Origin of the sequence: Chlorobaculum tepidum TLS, assembly GCF_000006985.1 — a bacterium.
GTDB lineage: Bacteria > Bacteroidota > Chlorobiia > Chlorobiales > Chlorobiaceae > Chlorobaculum > Chlorobaculum tepidum.
Genome location: NC_002932.3, coordinates 1,042,343 through 1,062,844, shown reverse-complemented (window position 1 = coordinate 1,062,844; position 20,502 = coordinate 1,042,343). Strand labels below are relative to the sequence as shown.

At 54.7% G+C, this 20,502-nt stretch carries 19 protein-coding genes and 1 CRISPR repeat array; of the genes, 11 read left to right on the top strand and 8 right to left on the bottom strand.

Annotated elements, in window-relative coordinates:
* Position 1 precedes the first annotated feature (1 nt).
* The 9 genes from AYT24_RS05145 to AYT24_RS05105 all read left to right on the top strand — a co-directional run bounded on the left by AYT24_RS05145 (position 2) and on the right by AYT24_RS05105 (position 11,110).
* Positions 2 to 253: a CRISPR-associated endonuclease Cas3'' gene (locus tag AYT24_RS05145; RefSeq protein ID WP_164926987.1), complete on the top strand. Its 252-nt coding sequence runs from the start codon at positions 2 to 4 to the stop codon at positions 251 to 253.
* Positions 240 to 2,246, top strand: a complete 2,007-nt coding sequence (gene cas3, locus AYT24_RS05140; protein WP_010932807.1) for a CRISPR-associated helicase Cas3' — start codon at positions 240 to 242, stop codon at positions 2,244 to 2,246. The genes AYT24_RS05145 and cas3 overlap by 14 nt, the downstream gene beginning before the upstream one ends.
* A gap of 23 nt (positions 2,247 to 2,269) precedes the next feature.
* Entirely contained in the window at positions 2,270 to 2,983 is a 714-nt protein-coding gene (gene cas5c, locus AYT24_RS05135) for a type I-C CRISPR-associated protein Cas5c (protein ID WP_010932806.1), read from the top strand.
* Positions 2,980 to 4,716, top strand: a complete 1,737-nt coding sequence (gene cas8c / locus AYT24_RS05130; RefSeq protein WP_164926986.1) for a type I-C CRISPR-associated protein Cas8c/Csd1 — start codon at positions 2,980 to 2,982, stop codon at positions 4,714 to 4,716. Before cas5c ends, cas8c begins: the two co-directional genes overlap by 4 nt.
* A gap of 17 nt (positions 4,717 to 4,733) precedes the next feature.
* Entirely contained in the window at positions 4,734 to 5,633 is a 900-nt protein-coding gene (gene cas7c / locus AYT24_RS05125; protein WP_010932804.1) for a type I-C CRISPR-associated protein Cas7/Csd2, read from the top strand.
* 2 nt (positions 5,634 to 5,635) lie between these two features.
* On the top strand, positions 5,636 to 6,280 hold the full coding sequence (gene cas4, locus AYT24_RS05120) for a CRISPR-associated protein Cas4 (RefSeq protein ID WP_010932803.1): 645 nt from the start codon (positions 5,636 to 5,638) through the stop codon (positions 6,278 to 6,280).
* Entirely contained in the window at positions 6,277 to 7,308 is a 1,032-nt protein-coding gene (cas1c, locus tag AYT24_RS05115; RefSeq protein ID WP_010932802.1) for a type I-C CRISPR-associated endonuclease Cas1c, read from the top strand. Before cas4 ends, cas1c begins: the two co-directional genes overlap by 4 nt.
* 3 nt (positions 7,309 to 7,311) lie before the next feature.
* Positions 7,312 to 7,602, top strand: coding sequence for a CRISPR-associated endonuclease Cas2 (gene cas2 / locus AYT24_RS05110; RefSeq protein WP_010932801.1), 291 nt, complete (start codon positions 7,312 to 7,314; stop codon positions 7,600 to 7,602).
* A gap of 178 nt (positions 7,603 to 7,780) precedes the next feature.
* Positions 7,781 to 10,737: a CRISPR direct-repeat array (repeat unit 32 nt; unit sequence GTCGCGCCCCGCGCGGGCGCGTGGATTGAAAC).
* Positions 10,738 to 10,861: 124 nt separating this feature from the next.
* Positions 10,862 to 11,110 (top strand): hypothetical protein, encoded by a 249-nt coding sequence (locus AYT24_RS05105; RefSeq protein ID WP_010932800.1) that lies wholly within the window; start codon positions 10,862 to 10,864, stop codon positions 11,108 to 11,110.
* Positions 11,111 to 11,204: 94 nt separating this feature from the next.
* Here the strand turns inward: AYT24_RS05105 and AYT24_RS05100 are convergent, their stop codons facing one another.
* Positions 11,205 to 11,387, bottom strand: a complete 183-nt coding sequence (locus AYT24_RS05100; protein ID WP_129052038.1) for a hypothetical protein — start codon at positions 11,385 to 11,387, stop codon at positions 11,205 to 11,207.
* 200 nt (positions 11,388 to 11,587) lie between these two features.
* Positions 11,588 to 12,235 carry an SOUL family heme-binding protein gene (locus AYT24_RS05095; protein ID WP_010932797.1) on the bottom strand — a complete coding sequence of 216 codons (648 nt, stop codon included), beginning with the start codon at positions 12,233 to 12,235 and terminating at the stop codon, positions 11,588 to 11,590.
* 191 nt (positions 12,236 to 12,426) lie between these two features.
* Here AYT24_RS05095 and AYT24_RS05090 point away from each other — a divergent pair, with 191 nt between their 5' ends.
* The gene (locus AYT24_RS05090; RefSeq protein WP_164927240.1) at positions 12,427 to 12,705 is read left to right on the top strand and encodes a nuclear transport factor 2 family protein; all 279 of its coding nucleotides are present in this window, start codon (positions 12,427 to 12,429) and stop codon (positions 12,703 to 12,705) included.
* Positions 12,706 to 12,925: 220 nt separating this feature from the next.
* Entirely contained in the window at positions 12,926 to 14,425 is a 1,500-nt protein-coding gene (locus AYT24_RS05085; RefSeq protein ID WP_164926985.1) for an amidohydrolase family protein, read from the top strand.
* Positions 14,426 to 14,504: 79 nt separating this feature from the next.
* On the opposite strand, the gene AYT24_RS05080 is transcribed toward AYT24_RS05085, so the two are convergent.
* The 6 genes from AYT24_RS05080 to argC all read right to left on the bottom strand — a co-directional run bounded on the left by AYT24_RS05080 (position 14,505) and on the right by argC (position 20,481).
* Positions 14,505 to 15,710: an argininosuccinate synthase gene (locus AYT24_RS05080; RefSeq protein ID WP_010932792.1), complete on the bottom strand. Its 1,206-nt coding sequence runs from the start codon at positions 15,708 to 15,710 to the stop codon at positions 14,505 to 14,507.
* 13 nt (positions 15,711 to 15,723) lie between these two features.
* Positions 15,724 to 16,173, bottom strand: coding sequence for an arginine repressor (locus AYT24_RS05075; protein ID WP_010932791.1), 450 nt, complete (start codon positions 16,171 to 16,173; stop codon positions 15,724 to 15,726).
* Positions 16,174 to 16,183: 10 nt separating this feature from the next.
* Complete coding sequence (gene argF / locus AYT24_RS05070; protein ID WP_010932790.1) at positions 16,184 to 17,200, bottom strand: ornithine carbamoyltransferase; 1,017 nt, start codon at positions 17,198 to 17,200, stop codon at positions 16,184 to 16,186.
* The gene (gene argB, locus AYT24_RS05065; protein WP_164926984.1) at positions 17,197 to 18,117 is read right to left on the bottom strand and encodes an acetylglutamate kinase; all 921 of its coding nucleotides are present in this window, start codon (positions 18,115 to 18,117) and stop codon (positions 17,197 to 17,199) included. Before argB ends, argF begins: the two co-directional genes overlap by 4 nt.
* Positions 18,118 to 18,150: 33 nt before the next feature.
* Positions 18,151 to 19,365 (bottom strand): bifunctional glutamate N-acetyltransferase/amino-acid acetyltransferase ArgJ, encoded by a 1,215-nt coding sequence (argJ, locus tag AYT24_RS05060; protein ID WP_010932788.1) that lies wholly within the window; start codon positions 19,363 to 19,365, stop codon positions 18,151 to 18,153.
* Positions 19,366 to 19,455: 90 nt separating this feature from the next.
* Positions 19,456 to 20,481, bottom strand: coding sequence for an N-acetyl-gamma-glutamyl-phosphate reductase (gene argC / locus AYT24_RS05055; RefSeq protein WP_010932787.1), 1,026 nt, complete (start codon positions 20,479 to 20,481; stop codon positions 19,456 to 19,458).
* Positions 20,482 to 20,502: the final 21 nt, after the last annotated feature.

Sequence of the window (20,502 nt, the reverse complement as noted above, 5' to 3'; positions counted from 1 at the left end):
CATGAGTGACGAAAAAAATCCGGCGGCCCACCTCCGGCAGGATGAATCGGGTCAGTGGATTGAACACAAATTGATCGAGCATCTTTCCGGAGTTGCTCATCAAGCCGCTAATTTTGCCAGCGAGTTTGGCAATGCTGACTGGGCGATGGCTGCCGGTATGCTGCACGATCTCGGCAAATTCAATCCGCGCTGGCAGAAGTATCTGCGCAAGAGCAACGGCGATTATCTGGAAAAGAGCGATGGGCAAGATTGACCACTCCGCAGCCGGGGCAATACTGGCCAGCAACAAAAGCAAAGATATCGGACGAATTCTTGGCTACCTGATCGCCGGGCACCATACCGGCTTGCCGGATTGGGACAAAGACGCCGGAACCAAAGGCGATCCGCTATCCGAGCGTTTGAGTAATTCCGAACATCTGCAACATGCCTTGAAAGGTAATCCTCCCGAAAACATTCTGGATACGCCTTTACCATCGTCGTTGCCATGCCAAACCCAGAATGGCGGCGCGGAGCTGGTGCACCTCTGGATCCGGATGCTGTACTCCTGCCTCGTTGATGCGGACTTTCTTGATACAGAGCGCTTCATGAATCCAGAGACATCTGAACTTCGTCCGAACGGCGTTGATCTGGCAATGCTGAAAGAGCGTTTTGACCAGCACATGTCGCTCAAAGAGAGCGGTGCTTCGGATACGCCGGTCAACCGGGCGCGAAAAGAGATTCTCCGCGAGTGCCGCCAAAAAGGCGTGTCGCTGGAGCCGGGACTGTTTTCGCTGACCGTGCCCACCGGCGGCGGCAAAACGCTTGCCTCGATGGCCTTCGCGCTCGAACACGCTCTGAAGCACGATAAAAAGCGGATCATCGTGGTGATTCCCTACACCAGCATCATCGAGCAGACGGCGGCGGTCTATCGCGAAGTGTTCGGAGATGACGCAGTGTTGGAGCACCACAGCAACCTCGATCCATCGAGAGAAACTCCGGCATCCCGGCTGGCGACTGAAAACTGGGATGCACCGATTATCGTGACCACCAACGTGCAGTTTTTCGAGTCGCTCTTCGCGGCCCGAAGCTCGGCCTGCCGCAAGTTGCACAATATCGTCAATTCGGTTGTTGTGCTCGACGAGGCGCAGATGCTGCCGACCGATTTTCTGCAACCGATAGTCTCGGTCATTAAAATGCTGAGTGCGCATTTCAGAACGTCGGTCGTGCTCTGCACGGCCACCCAGCCGGTTTTGAGCGGCAAGGTCGGAACCGGCAAAGATATTCTTAAAGGGTTTGACGACGGCCGTGTGCGCGAGTTGATGGCCGATCCGGAAAAGCTGTTCGGCATCTTTCAGCGCGTCCGCGTGCGGATGCTTGGCCAGGCTGATCAACGGCACGAATGGGCTGAGATCGCCAGGCGGCTTTGTGAGCCCGAGCAGGTGTTGTGCATCGTCAACACCCGCAAGGATTGCCGCGAGCTCCATGACTTGATGCCGGACGGCACGGTTCATCTTTCCGCGCTGATGTGCCCGGAGCATCGCAGTACCGTCATTGCCGAGTTGAAATCGAAGCTCGTTGCGGGCGAGCCGGTTCGGGTGGTGAGCACCCAGTTGCTCGAAGCTGGCGTTGACATTGATTTTCCAACGGTCTATCGTTCGTTCAGCGGGCTTGACAGCATCGCACAGGCGGCGGGCCGGTGCAATCGTGAGGGCAAGCTTGAGCATGGCGATGTTGTGGTGTTCAACCCGCCGAATCCCTCGCCATCGGGCCGCTTGCGCAAAGCCGAACAGGCCGCCCAGGAGCTGTTCCGCACGGTTCCTGAACTTGCCGCCTCGCTCATGCCGGAAGCGTTCCGCCGTTATTTCATGCACTACTTCAGCGGCCTGAATGGCTTCGACACGAAGGGAATCATGGATTTGCTGGCGAGCAACGACGCGGCCAGATATTTCCAAATCCAGTTCCGCACCGCAGCCAGAAAATTCAAACTCATCGATGATACGCTGCAACACGGCATCATCGTCAGATATCGCAACGGAAAAGCAAACATCGACGCCTTGATCGATCAACTGCGTTTTGGCGGCCCAAATCGAAAACTGATGCGGCAACTTCAGCGCTATTCGGTGAATGTCTATGATCCGGATTTGAAAAAACTGATCGAGAACGGCTTGATCGAAGAGGTTCATGGTGTCTGGGTGCAGACGTCGGAAAGCGCGTACGATCCGGTTTTCGGGTTGAATATCGACGCCAACCTGAATTTTTACTGGTAAGCTCAACAAGGGAGAACAACGTTATGGAGCATTGGAATAAAACATTCTGTCTTGAAGTCAAGGGCGATTACGCCTGCTTCACCCGGCCCGAAATGAAGGTCGAGCGGGTGAGCTACGACGTCATTACCCCATCGGCGGCGCGGGGAATTTTCGAGGCGATTTTCTGGAAACCGGCCATTCGCTGGCGGATTCGGAAGATTGAAGTATTGAATCCGATCAAGTGGATTTCGGTGCGGCGCAACGAGGTCGGCCAAACAGCAAGCGAGCGGAGCGACGGCATTTTCATTGAAACGGCGCGTCAGCAACGAGCTGGCTTGTTTCTGCGGGATGTGGCCTACCGGCTTCACGCCGAGCTTGAGTTCGTTCCGCCGTCGGAGCGGCCAGATGCAAAGCGCCCGGTGCCGGAATCATTGCAGGACGGCAGGGAAACCTCAGAGCTGCGTAAGGATGAAAATCCGGGAAAATACTACGCCATCTTCGAGCGCCGGGCGCGGAAAGGGCAGTGCTTCAACCAGCCCTATCTCGGCTGCCGCGAGTTCAGTTGCGAATTCAGGCTGGTCGATGATCTGGCAAATGAACCCCCACCGATCAGCGAAACCCGCAATTTGGGATTTATGCTTTACGACCTCGATTTTCAAAAGAACTTGAAAGAGCCACCTCCGGCATTTTTCCCGGCGTGTCTGGAAAAAGGAGTTATCAAAGTGCCCGATTGGGAGAGCGAGGAGGTGAGAAAATGATTCTGCAAGCACTGTACGACTATTACCAGCGAAAAGCTGCCGATCCGGAAAGCGGTATTGCACCGGAAGGATTTGAATGGAAGGAGATTCCATTCATCATCGTCATTGATCGGGAGGGAAATTTCGTATCGCTCGAAGATACTCGAGAAGGGGATGGCAAAAAGAAAAAAGCGAAGCCATATCTATTGCCGAAATCTGTTGGACGTACCGGATCAAATTCCTATAAGACCAGCTTTCTGCTGTGGGATCATTACGGCTATGTGCTTGGTCATTCACGAAGTGAAAGTGATAAAGATCAGGCGATGGCTGAAAAACAGATGCCGAGTTTTATAGAAAAACTTCGCTCATTACCTGAAAATGTCAAAGGCGATGATGGCGTTCTGGCCGTCATTCGCTTTTACGAAAAAGGCGAATATAAAAAAGTTAAGGAGTCTGATAACTGGGGAGAATGCACCAAAATCATTGGATGCAATATGAGCTTCCGGCTCGATGGCGAAGTCGATCTTGTGCCATGCCGGGATGCCGTAAAAAGGTATATCGAGACTCAGATTGGAGAGAGTGCTGATGATGCCGTCGGCCTTTGTCTTGTGACAGGCAAAAAGGCGGCGATTGCCAGAATTCACAGCGACACTCCGATCAACAAGGATTCAAAGAAATTCGTCTCATTTCAGAAGAATTCCGGTTATGACTCTTATGGAAAAGAGCAAGCGTTCAACGCTCCGATCAGCGAGTCTGCGGTGTTTGCTTACACCACTGCCTTGAATATGCTGTTGGGCAAGAATTCAAAAAACAAAGTTCAGGTTGGAGATGCGACGACCGTTTTCTGGTCTGAAAAACAGGATGTTTTTGAAGAGGATTTTCCTGCCTTTTTTGGGTACTCGAAAGATGATCCTGATGCAGACGTCAGAGCAGTTAAAGCTCTTTACGAAGGAATAAAGAGTGGCCATGCTCAAATGGATTCCAAAACCCGTTTTTATGTTCTCGGACTTGCGCCGAACTCGGCTCGTATTTCCGTTCGATTCTGGCATACCGGAACGATTGCGGAATTTGCCGGGAATATCCGGCAGCATTTCGATGATCTTGAAATTATCCGAAGCCCGAAAGATAGTGGCCATTTTTCGATGTTCTGGCTACTGTCAGCAATGGCGCACGAGGGGAAGGTGGATAACGTTCCACCCAATCTTTCCGGACAGATTTTTCAATCGGTCATTACCGGTGGCTTGTATCCCGCAACGATGCTTCAACAGGCAATCCGCCGTATCCGCGCTACGCAAGAGGTGACGAGGATTCAAGCGAGTATTCTGAAAGCCTGTCTCAACCGTTTTTCAAGAATTTATAACACAAAAGCAAAGGAGATAACCGTGGCACTCGATCCAACCAACAACAATCCGGGGTATCGTCTTGGGCGGCTTTTTGCCGTTCTGGAAAAAATTCAGGAAGAGGCAAGTCCCGGCCTTAACGCAACGATTCGCGATCGCTTTTATGGAGCGGCCTCATCAACTCCGGTGACGGTTTTTCCGCAATTGTTGAAGCTGAAAAATCATCATCTCTCAAAGCTTGACAACGCTGGACGCCGTGTCAATTTCGAGCGGATGCTTGCCGGCGTTTTTGAGGGGATTGGCAATGAAATGCCATCACATCTTTCAATGGAAGATCAGGCACGATTTGCGATTGGTTATTATCACCAGCGCCAAGACTTTTTCAAAAAGAAAGATTCAGAAAATAACAATTAAACCACAGGAGAATCATTATGACTACTGTCGATAAACGCTATGATTTCGTTGTGCTTTTCGATGTTCAGGACGGCAACCCGAATGGCGATCCCGATGCGGGTAATCTTCCTCGAATCGATGCTGAAACCGGCATGGGACTTGTAACCGATGTTTGTTTGAAGCGAAAGGTTAGAAATTATGTACAGTTGTTAGGACAAGACATTTTCATCAAGGAGAAGGCGATTCTGAATAACAAGATTGATGAAGCTTATAAGGCGCTGAATATCGATTTGAATGCTGCGCCAGCAGATTCAAAAGACGGATCGAAACGCAACAAACCAGGTGTGGCTCAGGGCGGAGAGGTTGACAAAGGGCGAGTTCAGATGTGTACAAAATACTATGATATTCGCGCCTTCGGGGCCGTGATGTCAACCGGGGCTAATGCCGGTCAAGTACGTGGCCCGATTCAGATGACGTTTGCCCGTTCGGTCGAGCCTGTCGTGGCGCTGGAGCACAGCATTACCCGCATGGCTGTTGCCACTGAAGCGGAGGCAGAAAAGCAAAGCGGCGATAATCGGACGATGGGACGCAAGTACACCGTTCCGTACGGCTTGTATCGCGCTCATGGGTTCGTTTCGGCAAATCTTGCCAGTCAGACCGGATTTTCCGCAGAAGACCTCGACCTGTTCTGGGACGCTCTGTTGAACATGTTCGAGCATGACCGTTCAGCAGCTCGCGGCTTGATGTCCACTCGCGGCCTGTACGTTTTCGAGCACAGTTCAGCGTTGGGCAATGCTCCGGCAAGCCAGCTTTTCGAGCGGATTACAGTCAAGCGCAAAGAAGATTCCGAAGGCCCGGCACGTTCGTTCAAGGATTACGAAGTGCTGGTTGATGAGTCCAACCTTGGCGAGGTGAAGCTTCTTCGGAAACTCGGATAAGTATGTACGCCGAAACCGATTTTATTGCTTTGTCCGCTTTGCAGCATTACGTCTTTTGTCCGCGGCAGTGTGCACTGATTCACCTCGAACAGGTCTGGAGCGAGAATCTGTACACTGCCGAGGGGCGAGAGATGCATGAGCGGGCTGACAGCGCCGTCACCTCGTACCGCGAGGGCGTGAAAGTTACACGCAGCGTGCCGTTGCGAAGCGCTGTTCTTGGCGTCTCCGGCGTGGCCGATGTAGTGGAGTGGCACCGGAGAGAGGGCGGGTTTGAGCCGTTTCCGGTGGAGTACAAACGCGGCAAGCCGAAAAAGCACGATGCCGACAAGGTGCAGCTTTGCGCGCAGGCAATGTGTCTCGAAGAGATGCGCTCGTGCGCGATTCCTTCAGGGGCGCTGTTTTACGGCCAGACAATGCGACGGCTCGATGTAGTTTTCGATGAGGTGTTACGCTCCAAAACTGTTGCAGCGGCCGCGGGTGTGCATGGGCTGTTTTCGTTGGGCGTGACGCCTCATCCGGAATTTGGCCCGAAGTGCAAACTGTGTTCGCTTGTCGATGAATGTCTGCCCGAGGTACTCGAACGCCACGGTTCGGCAAAACGGTACGTCCAAAAGTTATATCGTGAACTCTCCGGGGAGGAAATTTGAAAAAGCATCTCAACACCTTGTTCGTGACGACACAGGGCTCGTATCTCTCCAAAGAGGGGGAGTGTGTGCTCATATCGATCGACCGCGTCGAGAAGACCCGGATTCCGCTGCACATGCTCAACGGAATTGTCTGTTTCGGGCAGGTGTCGTGCAGTCCGTTTCTGCTTGGCCATTGCGCACAGCTTGGCGTTGCGGTTACCTTTCTGACCGAGCACGGGCGCTTTCTTTGCCAGATGCAGGGGCCGGTAAAGGGCAATATCCTGTTGCGAAGAGCGCAGTACCGGATGGCTGACAACTATGATCAAACAGCAACGCTGGCCCGTTTATTCGTTATCGGTAAAATCGGCAACGCGCGGGTAACGCTGGCCAGGGCATTGCGCGATCATCCCGAAAAAACGGACGGGGAGAAGTTGAAGAACGCGCAGCATGTACTGGCAGGATGCATCCGGCGTTTGCAGGAAGCAACGGATCAGGAGTTGATCAGAGGCATAGAAGGGGAAGCGGCAAAAGCCTATTTCAGTGTTTTTGATGAGTGCATTACCGCCGATGATCCAGCGTTCAGGTTTGAAGGGCGTAGCCGGCGGCCACCGCTCGACCGGGTGAACTGTCTGCTCTCTTTTGTTTACACCCTGATGACACACGATATTCGTTCCGCGCTTGAATCGTGCGGTCTTGATCCGGCAGCGGGGTTCCTTCACAAAGACAGGCCGGGCAGACCGAGCCTTGCCCTCGATATGCTCGAAGAGTTCCGCTCTTATATCGGTGATCGTCTGGTGTTGTCACTGATCAATCGGGGACAGATTCACGCCAAAGACTTCGATATTTCTGAAACCGGGGCGGTAGCTATGAAAGATGATGCCCGAAAGACGCTCATAACTGCATATCAGCAAAGGAAACAGGAAGAGATCGAGCATCCTTTCGTCGGGGAAAAAATGGCTGTCGGACTGCTCTGGCACATGCAGGCCATGTTGCTCGCCCGGTATATCCGGGGAGATATTGACATGTATCCGCCATTTGTCTGGAGATAGCTCATGCTGGTTCTTGTTACCTATGATGTGAACACCGAAACACCTGCGGGCCGGAGACGACTGCGCAGAATCGCCAAGACCTGCCAGAATTACGGCCAGCGCGTGCAGTTTTCCGTGTTTGAATGCAACGTCGATCCGGCCCAGTGGGTTAAATTGAGGTCGAAACTGCTCAATGAGATGGACCCGAAACTCGATAGCTTGCGGTTTTACTTTCTCGGCTCGAACTGGCAGGGCAGGGTAGAGCACGAAGGCGCAAAAGAGCCTCGTGATCTCGAAGGAACGCTGATTTTATAAATCGCGAACCTGAAGCTGTACCAGAAGTGCCTGCTGGTTCGCGTCCGAAACAAGTTGTTTTTTTGTATGCAGATATTGATTGTATCGTCAGATTCGCGTAAGATGTTGTTTGGCATACGAAGCGGTTCGCGGAAACTCATCTGCGAAGCCGTAGAGTATCTGGCGATACAGCCAAACAGTCGCGCCCCGCGCGGGCGCGTGGATTGAAACTTGAAAATCTGGTAAATGTAAAGACATATTAGGGTCGCGCCCCGCGCGGGCGCGTGGATTGAAACGGTATCTCAGAGACAACCCTGCGGGCGATCGAGAGTCGCGCCCCGCGCGGGCGCGTGGATTGAAACAGCCGCACCGGGTATCGCTTGCCTTCCGCGAAGTGTCGCGCCCCGCGCGGGCGCGTGGATTGAAACTGCGCCAAGTGCCAAATATCCAGCGGTTGCGCATAGTCGCGCCCCGCGCGGGCGCGTGGATTGAAACGCTCGGGTCGTAGCTCATGACCCATCCGGAGCGCCGTCGCGCCCCGCGCGGGCGCGTGGATTGAAACTGTATTGTACGAAATAGGTCAATTTGATCAATCGTCGCGCCCCGCGCGGGCGCGTGGATTGAAACTTGATGGCTTCAACAATTTGGTCTTCAGTCGCTTGTCGCGCCCCGCGCGGGCGCGTGGATTGAAACGGGATCTCAGAGACAACCCTGCGGGCGATCGAAAGGGTCGCGCCCCGCGCGGGCGCGTGGATTGAAACTGGCCATGATCGACGCAGGGCTTGTCAATAATGACGTCGCGCCCCGCGCGGGCGCGTGGATTGAAACTCCATGAAATGGTTCACAGCACGGGAGCGGAGCATGTCGCGCCCCGCGCGGGCGCGTGGATTGAAACATCGCGTTATGATGCCGGTGTTGCGTCGTACAGGTGTCGCGCCCCGCGCGGGCGCGTGGATTGAAACGAGGCCCGAAGTACCGTTGGGGCGACCCTGTCAATGGTCGCGCCCCGCGCGGGCGCGTGGATTGAAACTGGTCTCCGTCGCTCAAGGGACACATGGAGCGGTGTCGCGCCCCGCGCGGGCGCGTGGATTGAAACTCGACCAGCGTGTCCGCGCGCTCTCCGGCCTGAGTCGCGCCCCGCGCGGGCGCGTGGATTGAAACTGATAAGTTAAGTTAATGGATGAGATTTATTTCTGTCGCGCCCCGCGCGGGCGCGTGGATTGAAACTTCGGCCGCTGGCGTCTCTTGCTGATCGCCCTCTTGTCGCGCCCCGCGCGGGCGCGTGGATTGAAACTCGGCGCTTGGAACGCCGTTGATAAACGTAGTCGGGTCGCGCCCCGCGCGGGCGCGTGGATTGAAACAGCTCTTGGAGTACCGCCTTAACAAATCGAACCTGTCGCGCCCCGCGCGGGCGCGTGGATTGAAACTTGTAAAGTTACGCGGATCGCAATTGCGTTTAGGTCGCGCCCCGCGCGGGCGCGTGGATTGAAACTTTGTTTGTCTGATACTATCGTCATAGCAGTACAGGCGTCGCGCCCCGCGCGGGCGCGTGGATTGAAACGAACAAGATGCTCGAGGTGGCACTAGATATGTGTCGCGCCCCGCGCGGGCGCGTGGATTGAAACTTGTGATTGATATTGTTGTGCTAACATTGGCAAGTCGCGCCCCGCGCGGGCGCGTGGATTGAAACCGGATGACCCAATCGGGACAAGCGCCCAGCTCTAGTCGCGCCCCGCGCGGGCGCGTGGATTGAAACGAACAGATCAGCGTCACTCATGAGGGCGCCGCGGGTCGCGCCCCGCGCGGGCGCGTGGATTGAAACTGGGGCGGCGACGATCAGCTGCTACGACCTACCGGTCGCGCCCCGCGCGGGCGCGTGGATTGAAACTCGTTCTCCACCCGCTCTTTATATCCGGATCGGCGTCGCGCCCCGCGCGGGCGCGTGGATTGAAACATCGACGACATCGAGCGGCTCAAGGATACCGACGTCGCGCCCCGCGCGGGCGCGTGGATTGAAACCAAATCCAGAAATTGTTTGAGCAAGATGCTCGAGGTGGTCGCGCCCCGCGCGGGCGCGTGGATTGAAACTGAATCTCTTGAGCAGCTTTGGCCACTTGGTATGTCGCGCCCCGCGCGGGCGCGTGGATTGAAACAACGCGAGCAAGGGGCAAGAGCTGGGCGTCAAGGTCGCGCCCCGCGCGGGCGCGTGGATTGAAACGACCATACCGGGACGAGGCGATCGGGAGACATCAGTCGCGCCCCGCGCGGGCGCGTGGATTGAAACGTAGAGACCTTGCTGCGACTTCATATACTCCTCGGTCGCGCCCCGTGCGGGCGCGTGGATTGAAACTCATAACTCTTGCTGAGATACTGGAAGGGACCGCGTCGCGCCCCGCGCGGGCGCGTGGATTGAAACGCTTTATACTCTCGATGATCGCCTGGCAAAGTAGTCGCGCCCCGCGCGGGCGCGTGGATTGAAACTCCGAGCATCTTCGCCACTGATGTACGGCAAAGCAGGTCGCGCCCCGCGCGGGCGCGTGGATTGAAACAACCTGTGCGGCGCTCCCGTGCTGTGAACCATTGTCGCGCCCCGCGCGGGCGCGTGGATTGAAACGCCCGTCGTAGGACGTGAGTGCTCGACCCATTCAAGTCGCGCCCCGCGCGGGCGCGTGGATTGAAACGACCGCACATCAACGTGAAGTTGCTGACCTTAAAGCGTCGCGCCCCGCGCGGGCGCGTGGATTGAAACGAAACATTGCAAAAGCCGGACAAAAGACACAAAAGCATAAGTCGCGCCCCGCGCGGGCGCGTGGATTGAAACGGCGGGCGATGTTTAACGCCTCGCATAACCACATAATGTCGCGCCCCGCGCGGGCGCGTGGATTGAAACGTAATAGGCTGATCGGAAGTCCTCATAACGCATGTCGCGCCCCGCGCGGGCGCGTGGATTGAAACAGCTCTTGGAGTACCGCCCTCACAAAGCGAGCCTGTCGCGCCCCGCGCGGGCGCGTGGATTGAAACGGCGGGCGATGTTTAACGCCTCGCATAACCACATAATGTCGCGCCCCGCGCGGGCGCGTGGATTGAAACCGTCTATCTATTAGACTTTTAATCATCTATCATCGTCGCGCCCCGCGCGGGCGCGTGGATTGAAACGGCACCGATCAATGACAGGATGTCTTTTTTTCATATCTATGGAGATGGAGCTTTTGTTGTAGAAAGAGAGCGTTTGATTTGATTGTGAATCAGATATATTTTTTGAACGAAAACAGGGAGTGAAATGGGGAAGAGGTATGAGATAGGCGCTGATTTTTTTCGTGAAGAAATATTGGCGGCTATGTTGTTTGGATTCCGCAACGTCAAGAATCCGTCAACCGTGACCGTTCATCCGGAACTCATGGTGAAGATAAGGGAAAGTTTCATGGATAAGGTGACATCGCCGAAGCAATTGGGCGATGTGGAAGTGTTTTTCGGGCTGACGGTCATTGAAGATGCGACAAAAGCAAAGGATTACATCTCAGTCAATTAAACCCTGAAAAAACAACAGCTCAGGCTCGGCGAAAAATTGTCCGGCAAGCAGACGTGCACCGCGCGGGATGGCGGCACCGTCTTGCCAGTTCGTCTTACTTTTTGATGTAGGCGTTCAGACCGATCGTTACAGGTTTTCCTTCGATCATGACGTCGGTGACGGCATTGCCGTGAGTGCTGGCGACAACGAGAGTTTTGCCGGATGACGAGGGGGTCGGTTTTTCGAGGTCGATTTCGATGCAGAGCTTGTTGTCCCTGATTTCGACGGTCATGGCCATGTCTGAGATGTTTTGATGGTTACAAGTGGTTGCCGGTCTTAATATACTTTTCCATCGGGGATCCGTTGTTAGATTTCTGTTGCTCACGAATCCCCAAGGTCAGGCAGCTTTAAATCTTCAAGGTCTCTTTCGCGTCCGGTTGATCGGCCAAGTCGTTTATCCGGGAAACGATACCGCGCGTGCCGATGGCGAATCTCCGATCACTCTTTGCCGGATTCACCGTGATCGGGCTCAATCCTGATCTGCACTTCGTTACGCCTCAGGAAGGGAATGGTCCATGGCGGATCGTACGAGGCGAGCTTTGGTTCCGAAAGTGCGCGATATCCCTGTTTTTTGAGCCAGGCTTGCAGTTGCCTGCTGTACTTTTCAAGATTGGCGGCGGAGTGCAGGCCCGAGAAGGTGACCACGGCAATCGTTGATGGTGGCAGCTCCCGGAGCTTCACTTCGGGATCGAGTGGTTCGGGGGCAGACTGGAGGGTAAAACCCTCGGGAAGCACGAACGCCATGCTCCATCCGCCTTTTTGTGGTTGCTGCAGAACCGGCGCCGTCATGGATATTTTTTCGCTGCTGCGCTCCTGCAAAACCGGCGCGGTCATGCTGATCGACGTTTTTGACCTGTTCTTGCCGAAAATATATCCGGCAAGCCGGTTGAATCCCTTGCCGCTTGCGGCACTGTAACTCTTTTCGTCGAGGATGGTTTCAGCGATCACCATAGGCCCATAACGACGTACTTCAAACGCGCCATCGTGTTTCAGCAGTTCGTAGGGCGGCTCTGCGGCCTCCCGCTTTCCCAGCACGGAGCATCCGGCCATCAACAGGCTTGTCAGCATCAGCATGACGGTTTTCATGATCTTGTTCCCTCTTTTTCAGTGTAGTGCAACAATGGATGGCTGAAAAAGGTTTTTTCGATGCGTCGTACGGTAGCATTGCCGAAAAATGCCCGGTGTTGCTTCATAGCTGCAATTGTATGAGATTTGTAGTGTTGGCGGAGAGTTTCACAGGAACCATCACAGGGGAGTGTCATCATGGATACTGAAAGCTGATCGAAACCTACCATCTCGCCTGGGCAAGCGGGGATTTTGCCACGGCTCGTAACTGCCTTGCCGATGACCTTTATTTCAGAGAAAGTGTGGATACGTTTACCAAAGCCGACGATTTCATCGCTGCACTGACCGGATTTCGGCAGATGGTACAGAGCGTGGAACTATTGCAGCAGTTTTACGATGAAGCCGGCGCGGCGTTGTTGTATGATTGCCATACGGCCTCTCCCGCCGGGGTTATTCGCACCGCAGAATTCTTTACCCTTACCGGTGATTGAACTTCTGCAATCCGGCAGGTATTCGATGCCACGGCACGAAGGCAGGTCATGCAAGGCTGAATGTCACAAGGTGACCTGCTGTTTATTACGCTGGCGGTTAAAAATTTTCTTGCCCACTTTGATCGCTGTTCTCGGGAGTACTTTGGTCTGGTTCAGCGGTGCAAAAGATGACTTTGTACCTCTGTTTCTCTAATGTCAATATTTGAAAAAGGGGGTTGATATGAGATATTTTTATGATTCACATTGCCATATGATGAATCTGAGCCATCCCAATCTCAGCGCGATTATCAAAAGGATTTATAATGACAGCATAAAACCTCTGTTGTTGAAGTACTCTGTGTATCTGAAAGCAGCTTTGCTCTTGCTTCTTTTTGTTATTCCGGTTGTTGTTATAACACTCTTGCTGACCGGTCATTTTGTGGTTATCAAGTGGATACTTTATGCTGTTTCCCTGATCGCCGTGATCTTGTTTGTATTTGTCGTGGTTAAATTTGGAGATAAAAAGAAAAGGGAAATAGAAATTTCCAAGATAAAGTCAAACTTGCTCGATAAGGTAAAGGAGAAGCTTGCCAATGTTATGAATTTGCTGGCAGCAATGGAAACGGATATAGGGGATTGTCTTATCCAGATGGAAGAGGAGTTAAGAAAAAAAATACCATTGAATAATGTTCTTGTTATTTCTGGAAATGGTGAAAAAAAAGAGTATGATAAAATAGTATTGACCCCTCTCATTATGGATTTTGGATTAAAGGATTCCGGAAAAACGAATCTTATATACAAGGTCAGATGGAAGCCGATTGTTGCGCAGGTGGAGGATTTATGTATAGGAATAAGAGATTATTACCTTTATCGTGATAAATATATCACCGGGCACGCAGAACCGCTTTTTCAGATCATTCCATTCATGGGGATCAACACGCAGAATTATTATTCTGAAAAAGACAATACAACAGGTAAAAGTATTTCAGTCAGCCTTGTACAGCTTTTGGATAAAAACTTTAGTGAATTTAAATATGACACATCACCTCAGATGAGGCGTAAAAAAATAGATGCTGTCAATTGGCGTCAATTCAATGGTGACATTGAGTCAATTGGTTCTTACTATTTTTTAGGTATCAAAGTCTATCCTCCTCTTGGTTTCGATCCCTGGCCTGAAGATGATATTGAGCGTGCGAAAGTCTGTTACCTGTATCAATATTGTATAGATCACAATATTCCGATAACCGCGCATTGTAGTCCGGGCGGATTTCTTGTGGATGATGATTTTAAAAATTTCTCTAGTCCATATAAGTGGGAGCAGGTACTTGATTATACTGACGAAAAAAATAACAAGCCATTTGAAAGATTGAGACTCAATTTGGCTCATTTTGGCGGTGCGGATAGCAAGGTGTGGCGCAAGAAAATTGCTGATATGATTCTCAAAAAGGATACTGTTTCAAGCAAGTACAAGTATGAAAATCTTTATACCGATATTTCATATCAGGGAGTTGATAAAAAATCTTATGATGCACTAAAAGACTTGTTGGATCGGTATGATTCAGCAGAAAGAGCGCGACTGATTGAGCGTCTGATCTTCGGATCAGACTTTATGATTAACTTGCAGGATATAAACTCGTATAGTCAATATCTCGACTTTTTCTTCAAAACCAATGCGCTGACGCTGGAAGAGAAAGATATGCTGTGTAACAAGAATGCCGAGAGATTTTTGTTTGTCGGGTAAGTAATCGATGTTATAAAAAAAGCAGGCTACGAAAATCTGTGCCTGCTTTTTTGTTTTTAACTGCGATAATTTTGAATTATCACTCGCTCTTGTTTACCTCGTGGAAAGTCTTCAGGCCCAATCCGTAGATTTTGATGAAACCTTCGGCAGATTTGTGGTCGAAGGTATCGGCTTCGGTATAGGTGGCCAGCGCTTCGTTGTAGAGCGAGTTGGGCGAGGTGCGGCCGAGCAGGGTCATCGAGCCTTTGTAGAGCTTGATTCTGACCATGCCGGTGACCGGCTTCTGCGTCTCGTCCACAAAGGCGTCGAGCGCTTTGCGCATTGGCGAGAACCAGGTGCCGTTGTAGATGAGGTTGGCGTAGTCCTGGCCGATATTGCGCTTGTACTGGAAGACCGACTTTTCGAGCGTGAGGCGTTCGAGCTCGCGGTGGGCGAAGTGCAGGATGGTGGCTGCCGGGGCTTCGTAGATTTCGCGAGACTTGATGCCGACGACACGGTTCTCGATCATGTCGAGCCTGCCGACGCCGTTCATCGCGCCGAGTTCGTTGAGTCTGACGATGAGGTCGAGACCCTCCATCTGCTGGCCGTCGAGCGCCACGGGCACCCCCTGGGCAAACTCGATATCGACAACGGTCGGCTCGTCGGGTGCAAGTTCGGGAGCCGTAGTGATCTGGTAGGCGTCAGCCGGGGGAGCGACCATCGGATCTTCGAGCACGCCGCACTCGATGCTGATGCCCCAGATGTTCTCGTCGATCGAGTAGGGATTTTTCTTGGTCGCCGAAACCGGGATGTTGTGCTCCATCGCGTAGGCGATCTCCTGCTCGCGTGAGGTGAACTCCCACTCGCGCAGCGGGGCGACCACCTTCATATGCGGGGCGAGCGCGGCGAAGGCGACCTCGAAGCGCACCTGGTCGTTGCCCTTACCGGTGCAGCCGTGGGTGAGCATGGTGCACCCTTCGGCGAGCGCCACATCGACGAGCGCCTTGGCGAGCAGCGGGCGTCCGAGCGCAGTGGCCAGTGGGTACACATCCTCGTACAACGCGCCAGCTTTTAGTGCTTTCCAGATGTACTCTTCGACGAAGGTTTTGCGCAGATCGACGAAGTGGAACGACTTTGCGCCGGTGGCTATGGCTTTCTGTTCGAGGTTGTCGACCTCCATCTTCTGGCCGAGGTTGCCCGTGACGGCAACGATTTCCGCCCCTTCATACTTGTCCTTCAGCCATTTGATCATGACTGACGTGTCAAGGCCGCCGGAGTAGGCGACCGCAATTTTTTCCTTGCTCATGCGTAGGGACCTGTTATGGTTGTGAAAGAATTTTCTGAATATATGATTTGACGGACGAAATTTTCCTGACCGTGGACGGAATCACCAGCACCGTGTCGTCTCCGGCGATGGTGCCGAGAATGTTGTCGTTGGTGAGCCGGTCGAGGAACGAGCCGACGCCATGTGCGCGCCCCGGCAGGGTGCGAATGATGATCGAAGTTTCGTTCGACGCTACCGAGAGCACCTCCATGCCGACCAGCCCCTTGATGATATCCACCTGCGGCTCTTCGGGCACAGCGAGCCGGTAGCCGCCGTCCGACGTGCGGTTCCGGACGACCCCCATTTCAGCGAAATCCCTGGACAGGGTAGCCTGGGCGACCACGATGCCCTCCTTTTCGAGCATACCGAGCAGCTCCTGCTGTCCCGAGACCTCATGGTTTTCGATCAGTTCCCTGATCTTTTTCTGCCTGCTGGCCTTGTTCATCGTTTTCGCGTCAGGCTTTGAGGCGATTTGCAGCCCGGTGCAGGCGGTGCGTCAGGTGGAACTTGCGGTAAACGTCGTGGTTCATCAGCTTCACCATGAGCGCCTTCTGCACATGCAGGCGATTTTCGGCCTCGTCGATGATGATCGACTGCGGGCCGTCCATCACCTCGGCGCTGATCTCCTGGCCGCGATGCGCGGGCATGCAGTGCATGATCACCGCCGACGGTTTGGCTTCGGCCACCATCTTCGCGTTGATTTGGAACGGTGCGAACGCCTTCAGGCGCTCGGCCATCTCCTCTTCCTGACCCATGCTCGTCCAGACGTCGGTATAGAGCACATCGGCCTGTTTTGCCGCCTCCATCGGATCGTGCAGAATCTCGATCGTGCCCTTAGCGTTGCTGCGCGCCTGCTTCAACAGCGTTTCATCGGGCAGGTAGCCCTCAGGGCAGGCGAGTACGAAGTGGAACGGCAGGATGCCGGCCAGTTCGATCCACGAGTTCGCCACGTTGTTGCCGTCGCCGACAAAGACCACTTTGATGTCGTCGCGCCACAGCCCCTTTTCATAGAGCGTGAAGGCGTCGGCCAGAACCTGGCACGGGTGCGACAGGTCGGTCAGCGCGTTGATGACCGGAATATCTGCGTGCTTGGCGAGGGTTTCGATGATCTCGTGCTCGTGCAGGCGGGCGACAATCGCGTCGTTGTAGCGCGAGAGCAGGCGGGCGATGTCTTCGATCGACTCGCGTTCGCCAACGCCGATCGACTTGCCTTCGAGGCTGATGGCGTGGCCGCCAAGTTCATAGACGCCAAGTTCGAACGACACCCGCGTGCGCAGCGAGGGCTTGTTGAAGATCATGGCCACGGTTTTGTGGCGGATCGGGCGGAACTCGTCACTGTTACGGTTGGTTTCGCGCTGCTGTTTGATAAAAAGCGAGTAGTCGAACAGTTCAATGATTTTGGCTGCATCGAGGCCGGTGAATCCGAGAAAGTCGCGTTTTTTTGATCCGTTGCCTTTGTTGTCCTGGCTCATGATGCTCCTTCTTCAGCAGTTGGTTCTTGTTCAAGTTCGTTGACAAACTGCGTGCCGACGCCTTCGTTGGTGAAGACTTCAAGCAGCAGCGAATGGGTGATCTGACCATCGATGAGGTGCACCTTACCGACGCCGCCGTCGAGCGTCTGGTAGGCCGAAACGACCTTGGGAATCATGCCGCCAGTGATGATTCCTTTTTCGATGAGCTCAGCCGCATCCGCCTTGCAGATCGTTTTCAGAATCCGGTTCCCGACCCGCACGCCCTCCACGTCGCTGACGTAGATCAGTTTTTCAGCCTTGAGCGCCACGGCGATGGCCGCCGCCGCATCGTCGGCGTTGATGTTGTAGATGTTGCCCTCCATGTCGTAGCCGATGGGCGCGATGACCGGAATCAGTCCTGCGTCGCAGAGCAGGTCGATGTAGCGGGTGTTGATCTCCGCCACCTCGCCGACCAGGCCGAGGGTCGAGGCGTTCGGGGATGGCTTGGCCAGGATCGTGTCGGCATCGAGACCGCTGACGCCAACGGCGTTGCCGCCATCCTTGTTGATGAGCTGCACGATGTCCTGGTTCACCTTTCCGGCGAGCGTCATCTGGATCACGTCGACGGTCTGGCGGTCCGTCACACGCTTGCCGTGAACAAAGGTTGTTTCCAGTCCAAGTTTCGCGGAGGTTTTGGTGATGGCATCACCTCCGCCGTGGACGATCACTACCTTGATGCCCACTTTGCGCAGGAGTGTGACGTTTTCTGCGAAGATGTTCTTGAGCACCTCGTCCTTCATGGCCGCGCCGCCATACTTGATGACGAAGGTCTTGCCCTCGAATTTCCTGATGTAGGGCAGCGCCTCGACGAGCATGTAGCCGATGGCCGGCTCAGGTCTTTTTCCCTCGGGGCGGAACTCACTGCACATTTTTTCCATGAATAGTCCTTGTGAAAAGATGGGCAAAACCGGTCAGCTGCGATAGCTGCCGTTGATTTCGATGTAGCCGTGGCTCAGGTCGCAGGTCCACACGGTCGCCCTGCCCGCACCTTTGCCGAGCGAAAGGGTGATGGTGAACTCCTCCTTCGACATGACCTCCTTGGCCCGTTCTTCGGAGAAATTGGCATCGAGCCCCGGCTTGAGAATTGGCTCGTCGTCGAAGTACACCGACAGCTCTTCTTGCACGAACGATGCGCCGGAGCGCCCCGCCGCAGCAATGATGCGGCCCCAGTTGGCGTCTTCGCCGTGGATGGCCGTCTTGACGAGTGGCGAGTTGGCCACGGTCATTGCCGCCATGCGAGCTTCTTCGTTGCTTTTTGCGCCGGTGACGCGCAGTTCGACGAACTTGGTTGCCCCTTCGCCATCGACGATGATGAGCTGGGCGAGCATGGTCATCACGGAACGCAAGGCTTCGCCGAAGAGGCGTGCGTTGTCCGAACCGCGCAGTACTTCAGGCCCTTTGCCGCTTGCCATGATCGCCGCCATGTCGTTGGTGCTGGTGTCGCCGTCAACCGTGATGGCGTTGAAACTCACCGCGTTCGCTGCCGCGAGCAGCTCCTGCAACAGCGCCGGTTCGATGGTGGCGTCGGTGCCCAGGAAGGCGAGCATGGTGGCCATGTTCGGGCAGATCATGCCAGAGCCTTTAGCGATGCCCGCGATTCTCGCCGTGCCGCCTGAGAGCTTCACGTCAACCCCGAACGCCTTCGGGAAGGTGTCGGTAGTCATGATCGCCTCGGCGGCATCACACCATTGCGTCGAACCGGAGGTCGCCTTCAGCGAGGGCATGGCACCGGCGATTTTTTCGACCGGCAGCTGCTGGCCGATCACACCGGTGGAGGCGACCAGCACCTCGCCTGCGTTGAGGTCGAAGGCTTGCGCCGTGGACTCTGCCATCAGTCGCGCATTCTGCATTCCTGCCGCGCCGGTGGCGGCGTTGGCGTTGCCGCTGTTGCAGATGACGGCCCGCATCTTGCCGCCGGAGGCCGACAATGCGGCCTTTGACAGCTCGACCGGAGCCGCGCAGCAAAGGTTGGTTGTGAAGACCGAGGCGGTGCTGGCCGGTTCGTCGCAGAGCATCAGCATCAGATCTTTGCTCGTCGGCTTGATGCCGCAGTTGATGCCTGCGAGCGTGAAGCCTTCAGGCCAGAAAACAGCGTCCGAAGCGGGATCGGCAACAACCGGCCTCACGCCTTCAGGCCAGACAGTTCTCTTGGCGAGGCGCTTGACGGCGGCAATCGATTTTTCAAATGGTTCCAATCTTGTGTAAGTCGATAATGTTTAAAGCAAAGCAGTTGTTTCGCCGAAGCCGAGCATCAGGTTCATGTTCTGCACCGCCTGACCCGCCGCGCCCTTCACGAGGTTGTCGATGGCTGTGATGATCACCAGCGAACCGTCGCTTTCGAAAGCGAGACTGATGTCGCAGAAGTTGGTGTAGGCGACGTGGCTCACCTCGGTTACGCCGTCGCGCAACCTGACGAACGGAGCGTTGGCGTAGAATCCCGCATACAGCTCGCGGACCGGCTCCATGGCTACCGGCGAGGCGAGGCGCACGTTCAGCACCGAGTAGATGCCTCGGACATAAGGCGCGATCATCGGTGTGAAGACGAAGCGGAACGACGGATCGGTCACGGAGGTGCCGAGTGTCTGCATGATCTCGGGCGTGTGCTGGTGCTTGCCCACCTTGTAGGCTCGCATGTTTCCGCTCATCTCCGAGAACGAGAGTTCGAGCTTCGCGCTTCGACCCGCGCCCGAAATGCCGGAAACCGCTGTCACGTTCACCGACTCGACGTCGAGCCCCGCCATGCCGCCAAGGAAGAGGGGCGCAAGGCCGAGGATGATGCTCGTGGCGTAGCAACCCGGATTGCTGATTGCTGTCGATCCAGCGATTTCGTCGCGGAACAGCTCTGGCATTCCGTACTGGAGCACGTCCTCCGCCGACTTGTCGCCGCCATAAAAGCGCTTGTGCTCGGCGGTGTTTTTCAGTCTGAAGTCGCCCGACAGGTCGATCACCTTTTTTCCGGCAGCCACGATGCCCGGCACCAGCTGTAACGCCTCGCCATGCGGGAGAGCGAGCAAGTAAACATCACTATTGGTCTGTCCGGCATAGGTCTGGAACGTCTTGTCGCAGGGTATCGACGGATACAGCTCCGTAAAGCGCTTGCCCGCCTGGGTGTGGGCGTAAAGCTCTTCGATAACGATTCCCGGATGCTTCATGAGCAGCTTCACCAGCTCGGCTCCTGAATATCCTGAAGCGCCGATGACCGAAACCGTAACCTTCTTATTCTGCATCGGGATATGATTCATCAGGGTTTAAATGCGAATGCA